Below are 16767 nucleotides of genomic sequence, written 5' to 3'. Positions count from 1 at the left end.
CGAGTTTAACGGCTCCCTCCTGCTTTTGCCGAAGAAGAAGACTCCTACGCCGTTTTGAGCTTCGAGTTATCTGTCAGTCGCCGGCCATAATGGTAGGTTCTCGCCTTTCCAACGATTAGAGGCAACCATGAAAGGCAAAAAAGCGAGCCTGTGGGTCTTGATAGGCGGGTTTCTGGTTCTGGGCGGCTGCGGCACCGTGACCACGGCGTTCCGTGAGGATGGCGACACGGTTCGAACGCTCAAGGCGAAAAAAACCTATTGTCAGTCTGTTCCGCGTATCTACAGCGGGGTGGTCTATGACCTCTGCGTACTGCATGGGCCGCCGAATTCCGCAAGCGGGATCGCGTTGAACGACGTGCCATGGGCTTTTATCGATGTGCCTCTCTCCGCTGTTCTGGATACGCTCATCTTGCCCTACACGATCTACCAGCAAAATGTCGATGGCAGCATTGAGCTTCGCTAGTCCCTCGCAGCTAACAGCTTCCTGGCTCTTTTACGCTATAATCCCGCCCTTTAGCTGTTTCTCGCTCAGGCGGGAGGCACACTTTTTTCAGGCGCAACCCGCCTGCATGCAGACTAAAAGAGGCTAGACCCCAGTGGCATTGACGATTCTTGGCCTGTCCGGCGCCCTTAGCCATGATCCTTCCGCAGCGCTGTATATCGACGGCAAGCTGATCGCGGCCGCCGAAGAAGAGCGCTTCGTACGCGACAAACATGCAAAGAACCGCATGCCCTACGAATCGGCGAAGTTCTGCCTGGAACAAGCCGGCATCAAGCCTTCCGACGTTGACGTGGTGGCGATCCCGTTCGCCCCGATCAGCCTGTTTGGCGAGGCGCGCTGGCACTACGCCAAGCGTTACTGGTACGCCCCGGACCGCGCCCTTGACGCGATCCTGATGGGTAACCGTCGCTACAAGCGCTATCGCAACAAGATCGTCTGGTGCCTGGAGCAGTTGGGCTTCGATCCGAAGAAAATCAAGATCGAACCGGTTGAACACCACCTGGCCCACGCTTCCAGCGCCTACCACTGCTCGGGTTTCCAGGAAAAAACCGCGATCCTGGGCATCGACGGTAAAGGTGAGTACGCCACCACGTTCTTTGGCTATGGCGAAAACGGCAAGATCCACAAGATCAAGGAATTCTACGACCCGGACTCCCTGGGCGGCCTCTACGGCGCGATCACCGAGTTCCTCGGTTTCGAGATGCTCGACGGCGAGTTCAAGGTCATGGGCATGGCGCCGTATGGCGACGCCAGCAAATACGATTTCTCGCGCCTGGCTTCGTTTGAAAACGGCGAGTTGGTGATCAACACCGACTACGCCAACGTCATCGGCCTGCGTCGTTATAAAGAGAAGGGCAAGGGTTTTTACTTCTCGCCAAAACTGATCGAGTGGCTGGGTCCCAAGCGCGAAGGCGACATCGCCGACGAGCCGTACATCCACTACGCAGCCAGCATGCAGGCGCTGTTCGAGAAGCTGGCCTTGCAGATGATCGACCATTACCTGGGCGACATCCTCAAGGACACCGGCAAGCTGGCGTTCGCCGGTGGTTGCGCGCTGAACGTCAAGCTGAACCAGAAGATCATTGCCCGCGATGACGTTAAAGAGCTGTTCGTGCAGCCGGCGTCCGGCGATGCCGGCACCGCGGTTGGCGCGGCGGCCTATGTGTCCCACGCCCGTGGCGTGCCGGTGGAGAAGATGGAACACGTCTATCTCGGCCCGTCCTACAGCAATGAAGACGTGATTGCCGCGTGCGCCAAACACGAAAGCAAGCCGGTGTGGCGCAAGATCGAAAACATGCCCAAGCGCATCGCCAAGATCATGGTCGACGGCAACCCGGTGGCCTGGTTCCAGGGCCGCATGGAGTTCGGCCCGCGTGCGTTGGGCGGTCGTTCGATCATCGGTTGCCCAAGCGCGACCGGCGTGGCCGACCGCATCAACCACCAGATCAAGTTCCGCGAGCGCTGGAGGCCTTTCTGCCCGTCGATGCTCGACACCGTGGCCCCACAGATGATCAAGGTCGATCACCCGGCGCCGTTCATGACCTTCACCTTTGAAGTGTCCGAAGAGTGGAAAACCCGCGTACCGGAAGTGGTCCATGAAGATGGCACCTCCCGCGCCCAGGTGCTCAAGCGCGAATACAACCCGCGTTACTACGACATGATGAAAGAGCTGGAAGTATTGACCGGCAACGGCGTGTCGCTGAACACCTCGCTCAACCGCCGTGGCGAAGCGATGATCTGCTCGCCAACCGACGCGCTGAACATGTTCTTCGGCTCCGACCTGCAGTACCTGATCATGGAAGACATCCTGGTCGTCAAAGACGGCGTGGACCCTTATGACTCGGTCGGCTGAGCGCCACGTCCTGCAGTTCTGCCACGGCTATGACGGGCCGTTTCTGGACTGCGCGCGGCAGTACGCCAGCCTGTTCGCAGGCACAGGCTACAAGGTGACCACGGTGTTTCTCACCGGGGTCGCCGACCCCGATGTGGCCGCCGGTTGCGCCTCTGATGAAGTGCTGTTCATGGAGTTCAGCTCCAAGGCCATTCGTGGCCTCAAGCTGGGCGCCATCCGTGAATTGCGCAAAATCGCCGCGTCGCGCAACTTCAGTTTCTGTATTGCCCACCGCTTCAAGCCGATCTACATCGCCTTGCTCGGTACGCGCCTGCCAGTGATCGGCGTACATCACGCTTTTGGTGATTATCAGCGCCGCAGCCGCAAGCTGTTTGCCTCGATTTTCAGCAAGCGCCTGAGCCTGCTCGGTGTATCTGACGCGGTGCGTGATGATATGCGCCGCTGCCTGCCGGCCTGGCCGGCGGCACGTATCCAGACCTTGTATAACCGCATCGATGTCCAGGCCATGCAAGCGTTGCAGGTGTCGGCCGATGAGGCGCGCGATGCCTTGGGGCTGTCGCCGGATGAGTGGGTGGTCGGCAACGTCGGCCGCCTGCACCCGGACAAGGACCAAGCCACCTTGCTCAAAGGCTTTGCCTTGGCCTTGCCGCATTTGCCGGCGCAGAGCCGGTTGGCGATCCTCGGCACCGGCCGCCTGGAGCAAGACCTTAAGTCTCTGGCGCGCGAACTGGGCATTGCCGAGCAGGTGCTGTTCCTCGGCCAGGTGCCGGATGCGCGCCGGTATTTCCGTGCATTCGACGTCTTTGCCCTGAGCTCCGACCATGAGCCGTTCGGCATGGTGCTGCTGGAGGCCATGGCCGCTGGCGTGCCGCTGCTCGCCACGTCTTGCGGCGGCGCCAAGGAAGTGGTTGAAGGCGTGGGCATCCTGTTTCCGTTCGGCGATGCCGAGCACTTGGGGCAGGGCCTTCGGCACTTGGCCGCGATGGGTCGTCAGCAGCACCAGCAGTGCGCCGAGATGATGCTTGAGCGCCTGCACCAACGGTTTTCGGATCAGGCCGTGCGCGATACCTTCTGGCAGTTGCCTGCTGTCACCGAACTGACCGCGAGGGCTTGATGCTCAATCGATTCCAAGGCTTTCGCGAGCGCGGTTGGTCGGTCGTTGACGCGCCGACCTACAGCGACGCCTGGCAGCGTTTTGGCGGCAGTGTCGCCACCCATCCGCAGGTGGTCGAGCGTCTGGCCGGGCTGGCCGAAATTCCGGTGCGCTATTTGGCCTGGGAGCAAAGCGGCGAGCTTAAAGCGTGTATTGCGACCTGGGGGCGCGACCTGGCGTTGTCCAAAGACGTGCTCAAGCGCAATGGCAAAAAAGGCTTGTTCGACCTCGGCAACGCCGAGTTGATCCTGCCCGCCGCTGCCGATGCCCAGGCGCCGCTGCGCCATCGCGCGCGTTACCTGTCGGCCCTGAATGAAGGCCGCTTTGCCGGCATCAAACTCCAGGCCGAACAGTTGGCCATGGCGCGCACGCCTGAAGAACTGTCGAAAAAGTTTCGCTATAACCAGCGCCGTGAATTGCGCCTGCTGGAAGAGGCGGGCGGTGTGGTGCGGCCGGTGCAGGACTTCTCCAGCGCCGAGCTGGCGGCGATCTACTGCGACCTGTTCCAGCGCCGCTGGGGCTTCGCGGCCACCGGTGCCGCGCACATGGCGCAGGTGATCGAGCTGTTGCGTGAGTGGCTGATCGGTTCGGTGATTTTCCTCAACGATGCGCCGATTGCTGTGCAATTGGTGTATCGCGTTGAAGCGCCGCAGTGGGTCAGCGTCGAGTACATCAATGGCGGCGTAGACCCCGAAACCCGCGCGTTCAGCCCCGGCAGCGTGCTGAGCTTCCTCAATACGCAAAGTGCCTGGGAACAGGCGCGGGAAGTCGGCAAGCCGTTGCGCTTTTCGTTCGGCCGTGCGGACCGCGAGTACAAAGACCGTTGGTGCAACCCCGTGCCGGTGTTCACCGTATGAGTACTTCGACCAGCCGCAAGCAGGCGTTGCTCAAGCGCCATCGCCGCAATAAGCGCATCGGGCTGCTGGTCAGCCTGTTGGTACTGATTGCGGTGGGTGTGCTGGTGGCCTGGTGGTTGCCGCTGCTGTTGGCGGTGCTGGCCTGGGTGGCCCATGAAGCCTGGTTTGCCGACCATCTGTTTTACTCGCCCAAGGACGACTATCGGTATCAATTTGCCGCCGATACCGAACAGCCCAAGGTGACGTTGGACAAGGGCCGGCTGGTGCTGGGCCAGACGCTGGAGCTGGCGGGTGATGAGACCTTGATCCTCGCACTGCGGCTCAAGAGCAACCTGCTGGGGCGGTTTATCGATCCCTATGTTGCGTTGCCGGGCGGCGACCGCCAAGTGTTCGAACGCGGCGTCAACGGCCTGCGCTACCTCAATCTCACGGGTCAGGCGCAAGCCTTGCTGGCTGGGCAGTTGCTGTTGCGTGGCCGGTTTTGCCGGGTACAGGGTGAGCCTGTGCTGTCGGTGTTCCGCCAGCCGGATGTGCGTCAACAGCGGGTGATGGTGATTGCGCCGCATGCCGACGATGCCGAACTGGCCGCCTTTGGCCTGTACAGCCAGGCAGCACAGCCCTGGATCGTGACACTGACCGCCGGGGAGATCGAAGCCGAGCATTATCAGCACATGGGCCTGGGCAAGCCTGAAGCGGCGCGCCTCAAGGGCCGGCTGCGGGCCTGGGACAGTATCGCCGTGCCGCGCTGGGCGGGCGTGGCGCAAGAGCACTGCGTTCAGCTCGGGTATTTTTGCCTGCAGTTGGCGGCGATGAAGGCCGAGCCTGCGCGTGCCATTGCGTCGCGGGAAGCCGAGTTGAGCGATATCCGCCTGTTTCGCCAGTTCAACCCGTTCCCGCTGCCCGCCGACGCCGATGGCCAGCCGACCTGGAACAACCTGCTGGCGGATCTGCGTGCCGTGCTGTTGATGGCACGTCCTGAGGTCATTGTGCTGCCGCATCCGGTGATCGATCCGCACCCTGACCATATCTGCGCTCAGCAAGCTGTATTGGAAGCCTTGCAGGGCCTGGAATGGCAGCCGACGACCTTGCTCGGTTACGCCAACCATCTGCATGACAACGACCGCTGGCCGATGGGGGATTCGGGCAATAGTGTCGCTTTGCCGCCATGCTTCGACTCCACTTACATTTTGCAACCATATTGCATGCCAGTATCGGAGGAGCGGCAGTGTGAAAAGGCCATGTCGCTGGGCATGATGCATGACTTGCAACCGCAGATGCCGTTCAAACGGCGGGTGCGGCGAGTCATACAGCGTCTGCTGGCGGGGAGGGCCGTCTCACCGTGGGGTGAGAACGAGTTTTTCCGCAAGGCCATTCGGCGTCATGAACTCTTTTGGTTCATCAAGCACAAGTAACGTTAAGCAACGTGGTGGCGCGCAGCGCGCCTCAGTACCAAATGACAGTGAGTCCCCCTTGAGCAATTCGTGCCCCCGCATCCTTTTCATTATTCCTTACTTTGGCCGCTGGCCATTCTGGATGCCGTTTTTTCTCGAAAGCTGCCGCCAAAACGCTGACGTCGACTGGTTGCTGTTCAGCGACTGCCCGATGCCGGCCAATGTGCCGGACAATGTCCGCATCGAAAGCATCACCTTTGCCGATTACTGCGCGCTGGTTTCCCAGCGGCTGTACATCAATTTTGCACCCCTGGCGCCGTACAAGCTGTGCGACATCAAGCCGGCGTTGGGGCATATCCACGCTGATCGCCTCACCGGTTACGATTTCTGGGCGTTTGGCGATCTGGACCTGATCTACGGCAACCTGCGCGAGTATTTCACCGCCGAGCGGTTGGCCAGCCATGACTTGTTTTCAACCCATGAACGACGAGTCGCCGGCCATTTGTGCCTGATGCGTAACACGCCCAGGAAGCGGCATGCGTTCATGCACATCAAGGATTGGGAAGCGCGTTTTACCGATCAGGCGCATCATGCGCTGGATGAAGGCGCATTCAGTCGAATTTTCCTGTGGCGCAAGAACTTCCCGAAGCCGTTGTTTGAGCTGGTCGGCAAGTTCAACCCATGGCGTCGGCGCAGTGAGTTTACCGAGGCGTTCAGTACGCCCGGTGGTGTGATCAAATGGCACGACGGCAGTGATCGCTTCCCGCATCAGTGGTTCTGGAACAAGGGCCGCCTGACTAACGACAGGGATGGTGAGCGGGAATTTCCGTATTTCCATTTTGTCTGCTGGAAGCGTAATCAGTGGCCGTTGCTACCGGAGCCTGACGCCGAATACGTCGAGACGCTGGCGGCTGAAACAACCTGGGTGGTTGATGCCACAGGTTTCCATCGAGGAGAGTTATGAGTCGGCGTTTCAAGGTCCTGCAACTGCAGCCTGACTACAATGTTAAATCCCATGACTTTGCCGACCTGGCCGAGCAGATCGTCAAGGCATTGCCCGCCGAGCGCTATGAGGTCACCGCCGCGTTCCTGCGTGGCAAGCCAGCGCCTGGGGAACCGGTCAGCCGGGCTGCCAAGTCGGTCTACTTCGAGTTTTCCGACAAGTCACTCAAAGGCTTGCGACTGCGCGCCATGTGGCAGTTGTATAAGTTCTGCCGCCGCGAACAGTTCGACGTGGTGGTGTGCAACCGCTTCAAGCCGGTCAACATGATGTTGCAGCTCAACCGTTGGTTGAAGATCCCGTTGTGTATCGGCATCTCCCACGGTTTTGGCGAGTATGACCGTCTCTACCGCCGCAAGCAGGCGCAGCGCTGGATCGACGCGCACTGGCGCTTTGTCGGCGTGTCGCCGGCGGTCAAGCAGTACCTGCTCGATTGCCAGTGCGGGTTTACCGACCAGAATACCTACGCGATTACCAACGCCATCGACATCGAGCAGGCCGAAGGCTTGCAGCATTCACGCACGCGTGCGCGCGAGTTGCTGGGCATTGACCCTTCGGTGCGGTTGATCGGCGCTTTGGGCCGGCTGGTGCCGGTCAAAGGCCACACCTATTTGTTGCAGGCGTTTGCGGCGCTGAAAGATAACTACCCCACCGCGCAACTGGCCATCATTGGCGCCGGGCGCGAAGAGGCCAACCTGGCCGCGCAAATCCAGAACCTTGGCCTGGATGGACGCGTGCACCTGTTGGGCTTCAAGGAAAATGCCCTGCAATACGTGCGTGCCTTTGACATCTGGGCAATGCCTTCGCTCGCAGAAGGCCTGGGCCTGGCACTGCTGGAAGGCATGAGCGGTCGCCTGCCGGTGATTGCCTCCAGCGTACCGGCCATGCTGCCGTTGATCGAAGGCGCCGGTGGCCTGGCGGTTGAGCCGGCCAATGTGCCCCAGCTGACCGAGGCGCTGGACACTTACCTGGCGCTGTCCGACGAGGCACTCGCACAAAAAGGCGAGCAGGCCTACCAGTACCTTCAGGCGCAACACGACATTGAGGTATTCCGTCAGGAATACCTGGAGCTGATTGATTCAGGGTTGGCTCAAGCACGCGGGAAGAATGTATGAGCCAGAGTCAGCCGTTGGTCACGGTGATCATTGCGTCGTATAACCATGCGCCCTACATTGAGGAAAGTATCCTCAGTGTGTTGAACCAGACCTATCCCAACATCGAACTGCTGGTGGTCGACGATGGCTCGACAGACGACAGTGTCGAGCGCATCCGTCGCCTGCAGGAGCAGCACAGGTTCGACTTTCGTGTGCAGCAGAACCAGGGGCTGACCAACACCCTCAATGGTGCGATTGCCCGGTCTCAGGGGCCGCTGATCGTGCCGTTCGGTTCGGACGACATCATGATGCCCGAGCGCATTGCGACCCAGGTGGCCTATATGGATGGCAAGCCTGAGGTGGGGATCTGTGCGGGCAATATCGAGCTGATCGACTCCCAGGGCGAGCTGTTCCCGGAGAAGCGCCAGCGCCGTGACGTGCCGTTTCGACGCCTGGATTTCGACGATATGTTCCTGGAGCGCAAACCTTACCCGCCAGCGCCTACGCTGATGATCCGGCGTGAAGCGCTGGAAAGGGTCGGTGGGTTTGACCCGCAGATTCGTCTGGAAGATTTGCTGATCGAACTGAAGATTACCCACGCCGGGTACTTTATTGATGGCTTGAACGTGGTGATGGCGCGCTACCGCAAGCACGCGACCAATTCGTACAAGAATCATCGATTCATGATCGATAATATCCTGCGCACCTACGCGTTGTTCAGTGATCACCCGCTGTACAACGAGGTGCGTTACAAGTTCCTCAGCTCCATGTTCCTCAAAACCTCCAACCGCAACCGTGCGTTGGCGCGAGAGCTGCTGGCGCAAATTCCGTTTCGGGCCTGGAACAAGAAGACGTGGCGCGGCTTGGGCCGCCTGTATTTTTCCCCGCTGGAAAAAGACTGATACCAAGATCAAGCAGCACACCTCCACTGGATGTGCCGCAATCTAAATGTGGGAGCTGGCTTGCCTGCGATGGCGGGTTGTTGGTGTACATATCCGTTGCTGCGGTAACGGCTTCTATTGGTTCCGCTCTTACAGCGGGTCACTTTTGTAAAGACCGGAATGCCGGCCCAGACAAAAGTAACCAAAAAGTCTTCGCCCCAACACTCGGTGCCTCTCCATGGCTCGGCATGCCCGCAATCCGCCAGTGATTTGGGGGGGCGCCGCGATGGGCCATCCTTGGCCCAGCGCGGCTAAACCGGCATCCCTGCCGGTTTACCCCCCAAATCACTGTCGAATTGCGGCCATCGTGTTTGACGGGGCGATTTCAGATCAAGATCACGATCAAAAGCGCAGATCAAAAGACCGCTGACTTCGTCATCGAAAAGGATGTAAGAGCAACAGCAAAAGCAAAAGCAGAGCCATACTCGGTCAAAGGTGGGAGCTGGCTTGCCTGCGATAGCATCACCTCGGTGCATCAGAAGTACCGAGGTGTCTGCATCGCAGGCAAGCCAGCTCCCACATCTATTTGTGCCGAATACGACCTCAGGCCGCCGGGCGGGCGAGTGTCAGTACCTGCTCGCGGATTTTCTGCGTGGCGTGCGGCGAAGCCACCGAGGCATAGCCCTTGGCCAATTGCTCGAAGTGAGCTTCGAACAACCAATTGCGATCCTGCGAATAGCGTTGCATATGCTTGAGGTTGCGCTGGCGCAGCGTGTTGCGCAGCGCTGACGGATAGACGCGCATATCCGCCACGTCGATCAGGCCGAACTCGCCGTCTTCCAACAGAAGCACATTGCCCAGGTGCAGGGAGCGGAAGTAGACACCGCGTTCGTGCAGTTGGGCCATAAACCGCCCAAACCGTTCGATCAGCGATTCGCGCAGGCTGCTGTCCAGGCTTTGCAAGGCCTGGCGCAACGTCAGGCCCGGCAGTGGCTGGTAACGCACGGCGGTGCTGCCGTCGCGCAGGCTGTACAGGTCGAGGATCGGCGGTGCTGTAATGCCCAGTGCCTGGAGCTGTTCGCTGTTGCAGGCAAACCGTTCCGAGTACGGGTTGAATGTGCCCGAGGTGTACCAGCGTCGAGCCCTGAACAGCTTAAGGAAGCTGCCATTGCCCAGGCGCAGGACTTTAGGCCCCAGGCCATCTTCCTCGACGATATGCGCGCCTTCGCACAGGGCTTTGAACACCTGTGGCTTGGGCGTGCTCACCACAATGCGCAGCAGGCTGTGGCGACGCTTGGCGATGCTCAGGCCGGCGATCAGTGCGAGGGGGATCCACAGCAGGAACCAGTGCTCCTTGGGCCGCGACAAGATGCCACCGCCTTCGGTAAGCCCCGCGCCGATGCCGTAGGCCAGCAGCGAGGAAGTCAGGATAAACAGCGGCTGCGCGCGTTCCTTGAGCCCTGCGTACAGCCCGCGGCCCAGCATGAAGATCCACGGGATAAAGCCGATGATGCCGACGTAATAAAGCACGCCCAAGGCAAAGCTGTGGGGCTCGCGCAGTGGTTCAAAATCGTAGTTGGCAGGTTTTACATACAGTTCGGAGTCGTAGCTGTGGCCAAGCCATGGATGATCGGCGATGCGGTCGAGGATGATTTGCCAGATTTCGAAGCGGAATGAGCTGCCGCGCTCGGTGATCTGTTGCGGGTAAAACAGCAGCAAGCCGGCGGCCGCCAGCACCAGGGCGGCAACCATCAGCGCCGAGCGCCGATTGCGGCTGAGCAGGCCCATCCAGAGGACTGCTATCACCAGTGCAACCAATGGCGTCCTGGAGCCGGTGGCCAGAATTGCCAGGGTCATGACCGCCAGGGCGGGTGCGCTGAGCCACAGTACCCGTAGCCGTTTGGTGGTGACGCAGAGGTACAGCCAATACACGCAGAAAAAGCCGAACAGGTGGGAACTGAGCAGCGGATTGTCCAAGGCGCCAAGGCCGCCAATCATGCGCATGCCCGGCTCGAAGCCTTTGACGAATGCCACCAGGTTTAACAGCGTCACCACCAGCGCAATCACGGCGGCGCTGAAGAAGATCGGCTTGAACAGGTCATTGCGGTAATGCAGCAGCAGCCCGCAGCCGGCAAACAACATGAACGTCTGCAACGGGATCTTGAACAGGTTGGAGTCGCCGGTGGGTTCCGGGCTCCAGAGCACCGTGATCATTGCCCATGCGCAAAATGCTGTGAAGGCAAGCACCAGCGGCTCGCGTAGTAACTCTTTGAGTTCACGTGGGCGCAGGCACAGCAGGAGCAAGGCCGGCAGGGCAAAGAAAATATAGAAGCCGCGGTGCATGACATTGCGATTGTTGACGAAAAACAGCGAACTCAGAAGCAACAATAAGCCAATGGGCAAAATCCAGAGGACCAGGAAGTCGAAAACGCGATTTGTGCCATAGGTAAGGCGCTTGGAGTGCATACAGTAAAGCCGTTCCAGAATAGAGAAAGCCGACCATGTTAAGACAGTGGCTATATAATGTCGCCCGTTGGATCCAGCCGGGCCGCGGGTCACGCCGGGTGCAAGTACAACAGAGAAGCTGTGCTAAAGTCAGCCTCCTTTTTCAAAACGCCGCGTGATATGACCGACTCCAGTCCGAGCGCAAGCCCTTCGAGCTTGAAAATATACTTCCGCCTGCTCATGTACGTTAAGCCTTACGCCGGCTTGTTCGCGTTGAGTATTGTCGGATTTCTGATTTTCGCGTCGACCCAGCCTATGCTGGGGTACATCCTCAAGTACTTTGTCGACGGCCTATCCAATCCTGACGCCGTGCTGTTCCCCAGCGTCCCATTCCTGCGTGACATGAAATTGTTGCAAGCCGTGCCGTTGCTGATCATTTTGATCGCCGCCTGGCAGGGCCTGGGTTCGTTCCTGGGCAACTACTTGCTGGCCAAGGTTTCCCTGGGCCTGGTTCACGACTTGCGTGTGCAGCTGTTCAACAACCTGCTGACGCTGCCCAACCGTTATTTCGACAACCACAACTCCGGGCACCTGATTTCGCGCATCACCTTCAACGTGACCATGGTTACGGGGGCGGCCACCGATGCCATCAAGGTGGTGATTCGCGAAGGCATGACGGTGATCTTCCTGTTTGCCTCGCTGCTGTTCATGAACTGGCGCCTGACGCTGGTGATGATCGCCATCCTGCCGTTGATTGCAGTGATGGTCAGCACGGCCAGCAAGAAATTCCGCAAGCAGAGCAAGAAGATCCAGGTGGCCATGGGCGATGTGACCCACGTGGCTTCGGAAACCATCCAGGGCTATCGCGTGGTGCGCAGCTTCGGCGGTGAAGTCTACGAAGAGAAACGCTTCTTCAAGGCCAGCCAGGGCAACACCGACAAGCAACTGCGCATGACCCGCACCGGGGCCATCTACACTCCGTTGCTGCAGTTGGTGATCTATACCGCCATGGCGGTGCTGATGTTCCTGGTGCTCTACCTTCGCGGTGACGCGTCGGCCGGTGACATGGTGGCTTACATCACGTTGGCCGGGCTGTTGCCCAAGCCGATCCGCCAACTGTCGGAAGTCAGCTCGACCATCCAGAAAGGCGTGGCCGGTGCTGAAAGCATTTTCGAACAGTTGGACGAAGAGCAGGAAGTCGACCGCGGCAGCGTCGAGCGCGACAAGGTCAGTGGCCGCCTGGAAGTGCGCAACCTGAACTTCACCTACCCAGGCACCGAGCGCCATGTGCTCAAGGACATCACCTTCACCGCAGAACCCGGGCAGATGATCGCCCTGGTCGGCCGTTCCGGCAGCGGCAAGTCCACACTGGCCAGCCTGATCCCGCGTTTCTACCACCACGAAAGCGGCGAAATCCTGCTCGACGGCGTAGAGGTCGAAGACTACAAGCTGCTTAACCTGCGCAAGCATATTGCCCAGGTGACCCAGCATGTCACGCTGTTCAGCGACACCGTGACCAACAACATCGCCTACGGCGACCTGGCCGGCGCGCCACGGGCCGACGTTGAAGCAGCGGCGGCGGATGCTTACGCCAAGGATTTCATCGACCAGTTGCCGAAAGGCTTCGATACCCAGGTGGGCGAGAACGGCGTGCTGCTGTCCGGCGGCCAACGCCAGCGCCTGGCCATTGCCCGGGCCCTGCTGAAGAACGCGCCACTGCTGATTCTCGACGAGGCCACCTCGGCGCTCGACACCGAATCCGAGCGCCACATTCAGGCGGCCCTGGACAAGGTCATGCAGGGTCGCACGACCCTGGTAATTGCCCACCGCCTGTCCACCATCGAGAAGGCCGACCTGATCCTGGTGATGGACGACGGTCGGATCGTCGAGCGCGGCAGCCACGCCGAGCTGCTGGCCCAGAACGGCTACTACGCCCGCCTGCATGCCATGGGCCTGGATGCCCCGGTGCCGGCCGACATCACCTAAACCTTGTGGGAGCGGGCTTGCCCGCGATAGCGCAGTGTCAGTCAGCGAATGTTTCGACTGATTCACCGCCATCGCGGGCAAGCCCGCTCCCACATGTGTTCCTCGGTGGATTCAATGGCAGGTCCGTCGCACTATCTTCTGTGCACACCCTCCACAAGCCTCCCATAACCCTGTGCTAATATCGCGCCCCTGTTCATTTTGTATGTGGGTTGCTCCATGAAGTTGTCCATGCCGCGATTCGATCAAGCCCCTGTCTTGGTGGTCGGCGATGTCATGCTCGACCGTTACTGGCATGGCGGTACCTCACGGATTTCCCCTGAGGCACCGGTACCGGTAGTCAAGGTCGAGCAAATCGAAGACCGTCCAGGTGGCGCTGCCAACGTTGCCCTCAATATTGCCGCCCTCGGCGCCCCGGCCTCCCTGGTGGGTGTGACCGGCGACGACGAAGCCGCCGACAGCCTGGCCAACAGCCTGCGCGGTGCCGGTGTGCGCGCGCTGTTCCAGCGCATTGCCCATCAGCCGACCATCGTCAAGCTGCGGGTCATGAGCCGTCACCAGCAATTGCTGCGTATCGATTTCGAAGAACCCTTCGCCACCGACGCCCTGGCCCTCAGCGGCCAGGTCGACGCGCTGCTCGAAGGTATCAAGGTGCTGGTGTTGTCCGACTACGGCAAAGGCGCCTTGAAAAACCACCAGATGCTGATCCAGGCCGCCAAGGCCCGCGGCATTCCGGTATTGGCCGATCCCAAGGGCAAGGACTTCTCGATTTATCGGGGCGCCAGCCTGATCACACCAAACCTCAGTGAGTTCGAAGCCATTGTCGGCGGTTGCGCCGATGAGCATGAGCTGGTGACCAAAGGCGCGGCGTTGATGGCCGATCTCGACCTGGGCGCCTTGCTGGTGACCCGTGGCGAGCACGGCATGACCCTGCTGCGCCCGGACCACCCGGCGATGCACCTGCCGGCCCGTGCCCGTGAAGTGTTCGACGTCACCGGTGCCGGTGACACCGTCATCTCCACCCTGGCCGCCTCGATTGCGGCGGGTGAAGAACTGCCCCACGCCGTGGCCCTGGCCAATCTGGCGGCGGGTATTGTGGTGGGCAAACTGGGTACCGCGGCTATCAGCGCACCCGAGCTGCGCCGGGCGATCCAGCGTTCCGAAGGCTCGGAGCGCGGCGTGCTGGGCATCGAGCAATTGCTGCTGGCCATCGACGACGCCCGTGCCCACAAAGAAAGCATTGTGTTCACCAACGGCTGCTTCGACATCCTGCATGCTGGCCACGTGACTTATCTGGAACAGGCGCGCGCCCAAGGCGACCGCCTGATCGTGGCAGTCAACGATGACGCTTCGGTGAGCCGCTTGAAAGGCCCGGGCCGTCCGATCAACAGTGTCGATCGCCGCATGGCGGTATTGGCCGGTTTGGGCGCGGTGGACTGGGTGATCAGCTTCTCTGAAGGCACCCCGGAAAACCTGCTGGCCCAGGTCAAGCCGGACGTGTTGGTCAAGGGTGGCGACTATTCTGTCGACCAGGTTGTGGGGGCCGACATCGTCAGCGCCTACGGCGGTACGGTCAAAGTGCTGGGGTTGGTTGAGAACAGCTCGACCACAGCCATTGTCGAGAAGATCCGCAACAATGAGTAATGCTGAAAAGTGGGTGTTGATCACCGGAGGTGCCGGCTTTATCGGCTCGCACTTGGTCGATGCGCTACTTGCCAAAGGCTATGCCGTGCGGGTGCTGGATGACTTGTCCACCGGCAAACGCAGCAATTTGCCGCTGGATAATCCGCGCGTACAACTGATTGAAGGCAATGTCGCCAATGCCGAGTTGGTGGCGCAAGCCGCCGTCGGCGCCACCGCCGTCGTGCACCTGGCTGCTGTGGCTTCAGTGCAGGCCTCGGTGGATGATCCGGTGAGCACGCACCAGAGCAATTTCGTCGGCACCCTGAATGTCTGCGAAGCCATGCGCAAGGCTGGCGTGAAGCGCGTGGTGTTTGCCTCCAGCGCGGCGGTGTATGGCAACAACGGCGAGGGTGCTTCGATTGACGAAGACACCACCAAGGCGCCGCTGACGCCTTACGCGTCGGACAAGTTGGCGGGCGAGCACTACTTTGATTTCTATCGCCGCCAGCATGGCCTGGAACCGGTGATTTTCCGTTTCTTCAACATTTTCGGGCCACGCCAGGACCCGTCATCGCCGTATTCCGGCGTGATCAGTATCTTCAGCGAGCGTGTGCAGCAGGGTGTGCCGATCAGCGTGTTTGGCGACGGCGAGCAAACCCGGGATTTCATGTACGTGGAAGACCTGGTGGATGTGCTGGTCCAGGCCATCGAAGCGCCCGAAGCGCCACTGGGTGCGATCAACGTGGGATGGAACCGCACGACCACGCTCAAGCAGGTGCTTCAGGCGTTGGAAGAGGTGGTGGGGCAGTTGCCGGTGATCACTTACGGGCCGGTGCGCTCGGGTGATATCCGCCATTCGCGGGCGAATAACCAGCGCCTGTTGGCGAGCTTTACGCTGCCGGAGCCGACGCCGCTGAAGGTCGGCCTGGAGCGCTTGCTTAACGGCTGACCTCGGTCATCTGTGGGAGCTGGCTTGTGTGGGAGCTGGCTCCCACACAAGCCAGCTCCCACATTGGATTTGCGTCAGCCTTTGGCCTTTTTCTTCGGCACGATCTTGCGCAGCACCCGTTGCGCCAATCGCTTCAACTTCGACTCCTTCTCAGGCTCCGCCAGGCCTTGTTGGCGCAGCCAATCCTTCCAGCGAATGCGCTCATCGCGCACCAGCCAGCCTTCCTGCTGGGCGAAGCTTTCCGCCAGGTACAAGCCGCGTGTGCTGGCCGGGTATAGCTGGTCTTTCTTTACGGTGTACAACTCTGCCAGCGGCTGGCCGTCCTTCAACGGCATCAGGTACAGGTCGGGCCGCTGACGGTCCAGGCGTGCCACCAACTGGTCGCCTTCGAGGCGCTCATCCACATGGAACAGGCTCAAGGACTTGGCTTCCTTGGGGACTTCAAGGCGCAAGTCATAAATCAATTGCAGCGACGCCGTCGGCAGATGCACATACGCCCGTGGGCGCTCGATCAGTTGCATGGTGGCGCAGCGCACCGGGCGAGCGGCGCCGGACAGCGGGCTCAAGCGAAACGGCAGGGCTTCACGGTAATGCAGCGCGGCGGAGTAGGGCGCGGGCAGCCAGGTGTCATTGAAGCGCCCGCCCAGCCAGCCTTCGGGCGTCTCCAGCAGGCATTCTTCGGCAATTTCCTGGATAGCGGTGTGCAGTGGCAGGTTCAGTTCGTGGGCGGGTACGTAGCCGGAGATCAGCTTGAGCACCACGTCGCCACGGTCCTGGCGGCGCTGGCGCACCAGTACCCAGTAATCCTTGTTCTGCCAATGCAGGGTCAGGCGCACCGACACGCCGAGGTTGGCCAGTTCCAGGGCGAAACGTTCAGGGTTTGCCACCTCCACCGGCTTGCGCCGTTGCAGGGTCTGGGCGAAGTTGAGCGGCATGCCCACGCTCTGGTAACTCAGGCCTTCGGGGGTGGCTTCGACGTGCAGCGGCAGTGTCTTGAAGTTACTGGGGTTTTTTCTAATCAGCGTTCGCGGCATGTC

The 16767-nt window shown here is 60.4% G+C and carries 13 protein-coding genes; 11 read left to right on the top strand and 2 right to left on the bottom strand.

What is annotated here, in order from left to right; all coding sequences use genetic code 11:
• Positions 1-127 precede the first annotated feature (127 nt).
• The 8 genes from GIW48_RS07980 to GIW48_RS07945 all read left to right on the top strand — a co-directional run bounded on the left by GIW48_RS07980 (position 128) and on the right by GIW48_RS07945 (position 8751).
• On the top strand, positions 128-463 hold the full coding sequence (locus GIW48_RS07980; RefSeq protein ID WP_099548079.1) for a YceK/YidQ family lipoprotein: 336 nt from the start codon (positions 128-130) through the stop codon (positions 461-463).
• 133 nt (positions 464-596) lie between these two features.
• Positions 597-2354 (top strand): carbamoyltransferase family protein, encoded by a 1758-nt coding sequence (locus GIW48_RS07975; RefSeq protein ID WP_017138507.1) that lies wholly within the window; start codon positions 597-599, stop codon positions 2352-2354.
• Positions 2338-3468 (top strand): glycosyltransferase, encoded by a 1131-nt coding sequence (locus tag GIW48_RS07970; protein ID WP_177034881.1) that lies wholly within the window; start codon positions 2338-2340, stop codon positions 3466-3468. Before GIW48_RS07975 ends, GIW48_RS07970 begins: the two co-directional genes overlap by 17 nt.
• Positions 3468-4364 (top strand): antimicrobial resistance protein Mig-14, encoded by an 897-nt coding sequence (locus tag GIW48_RS07965; RefSeq protein ID WP_017138505.1) that lies wholly within the window; start codon positions 3468-3470, stop codon positions 4362-4364. The genes GIW48_RS07970 and GIW48_RS07965 overlap by 1 nt, the downstream gene beginning before the upstream one ends.
• On the top strand, positions 4361-5776 hold the full coding sequence (locus GIW48_RS07960; protein WP_236460423.1) for a PIG-L family deacetylase: 1416 nt from the start codon (positions 4361-4363) through the stop codon (positions 5774-5776). Before GIW48_RS07965 ends, GIW48_RS07960 begins: the two co-directional genes overlap by 4 nt.
• Positions 5777-5834: 58 nt before the next feature.
• A complete protein-coding gene (locus tag GIW48_RS07955; protein WP_099548081.1) occupies positions 5835-6719 on the top strand; it encodes a DUF6625 family protein in 885 nt (294 codons plus the stop codon).
• A complete protein-coding gene (locus tag GIW48_RS07950; RefSeq protein ID WP_236460422.1) occupies positions 6716-7870 on the top strand; it encodes a glycosyltransferase family 4 protein in 1155 nt (384 codons plus the stop codon). Before GIW48_RS07955 ends, GIW48_RS07950 begins: the two co-directional genes overlap by 4 nt.
• Positions 7867-8751 (top strand): glycosyltransferase, encoded by an 885-nt coding sequence (locus tag GIW48_RS07945; RefSeq protein ID WP_177034882.1) that lies wholly within the window; start codon positions 7867-7869, stop codon positions 8749-8751. Before GIW48_RS07950 ends, GIW48_RS07945 begins: the two co-directional genes overlap by 4 nt.
• A gap of 582 nt (positions 8752-9333) precedes the next feature.
• Here the strand turns inward: GIW48_RS07945 and GIW48_RS07940 are convergent.
• Complete coding sequence (locus tag GIW48_RS07940; RefSeq protein ID WP_236460421.1) at positions 9334-11196, bottom strand: bifunctional O-antigen ligase/aminoglycoside phosphotransferase family protein; 1863 nt, start codon at positions 11194-11196, stop codon at positions 9334-9336.
• 159 nt (positions 11197-11355) lie between these two features.
• Here GIW48_RS07940 and msbA point away from each other — a divergent pair, with 159 nt between their 5' ends.
• From msbA to GIW48_RS07925, 3 genes are all read left to right on the top strand, one after another.
• Positions 11356-13161: a lipid A export permease/ATP-binding protein MsbA gene (msbA, locus tag GIW48_RS07935; RefSeq protein ID WP_017138499.1), complete on the top strand. Its 1806-nt coding sequence runs from the start codon at positions 11356-11358 to the stop codon at positions 13159-13161.
• A 216-nt stretch (positions 13162-13377) separates the two neighbouring features.
• Positions 13378-14802: a bifunctional D-glycero-beta-D-manno-heptose-7-phosphate kinase/D-glycero-beta-D-manno-heptose 1-phosphate adenylyltransferase HldE gene (gene hldE / locus GIW48_RS07930; protein ID WP_017138498.1), complete on the top strand. Its 1425-nt coding sequence runs from the start codon at positions 13378-13380 to the stop codon at positions 14800-14802.
• A complete protein-coding gene (locus GIW48_RS07925; protein ID WP_236460420.1) occupies positions 14795-15730 on the top strand; it encodes an NAD-dependent epimerase/dehydratase family protein in 936 nt (311 codons plus the stop codon). The genes hldE and GIW48_RS07925 overlap by 8 nt, the downstream gene beginning before the upstream one ends.
• Before the next feature lie 74 nt (positions 15731-15804).
• Here GIW48_RS07925 and GIW48_RS07920 read toward each other — a convergent pair whose 3' ends face one another.
• Positions 15805-16764: a hypothetical protein gene (locus GIW48_RS07920; protein WP_017138496.1), complete on the bottom strand. Its 960-nt coding sequence runs from the start codon at positions 16762-16764 to the stop codon at positions 15805-15807.
• Positions 16765-16767 lie beyond the last annotated feature (3 nt).

The organism is Pseudomonas sp. PA-6-3C (genome assembly GCF_021605825.1).
GTDB lineage: Bacteria > Pseudomonadota > Gammaproteobacteria > Pseudomonadales > Pseudomonadaceae > Aquipseudomonas > Aquipseudomonas edaphica.
Note: the sequence above shows the minus strand (reverse complement) of the source record. Positions and strands in the feature narration are given on the sequence as shown.

Coding starts and splice junctions, on each gene's coding strand:
- GIW48_RS07980 (WP_099548079.1), top strand. CDS start 128: ATGAAAGGCAAAAAAGCGAGCCTGTGGGTCTTGATAGGCGGGTTTCTG.
- GIW48_RS07970 (WP_177034881.1), top strand. CDS start 2,338: ATGACTCGGTCGGCTGAGCGCCACGTCCTGCAGTTCTGCCACGGCTAT.
- GIW48_RS07965 (WP_017138505.1), top strand. CDS start 3,468: ATGCTCAATCGATTCCAAGGCTTTCGCGAGCGCGGTTGGTCGGTCGTT.
- GIW48_RS07960 (WP_236460423.1), top strand. CDS start 4,361: ATGAGTACTTCGACCAGCCGCAAGCAGGCGTTGCTCAAGCGCCATCGC.
- GIW48_RS07950 (WP_236460422.1), top strand. CDS start 6,716: ATGAGTCGGCGTTTCAAGGTCCTGCAACTGCAGCCTGACTACAATGTT.
- GIW48_RS07945 (WP_177034882.1), top strand. CDS start 7,867: ATGAGCCAGAGTCAGCCGTTGGTCACGGTGATCATTGCGTCGTATAAC.
- GIW48_RS07940 (WP_236460421.1), bottom strand. CDS start 11,196: ATGCACTCCAAGCGCCTTACCTATGGCACAAATCGCGTTTTCGACTTC.
- msbA (WP_017138499.1), top strand. CDS start 11,356: ATGACCGACTCCAGTCCGAGCGCAAGCCCTTCGAGCTTGAAAATATAC.
- hldE (WP_017138498.1), top strand. CDS start 13,378: ATGAAGTTGTCCATGCCGCGATTCGATCAAGCCCCTGTCTTGGTGGTC.
- GIW48_RS07925 (WP_236460420.1), top strand. CDS start 14,795: ATGAGTAATGCTGAAAAGTGGGTGTTGATCACCGGAGGTGCCGGCTTT.
- GIW48_RS07920 (WP_017138496.1), bottom strand. CDS start 16,764: ATGCCGCGAACGCTGATTAGAAAAAACCCCAGTAACTTCAAGACACTG.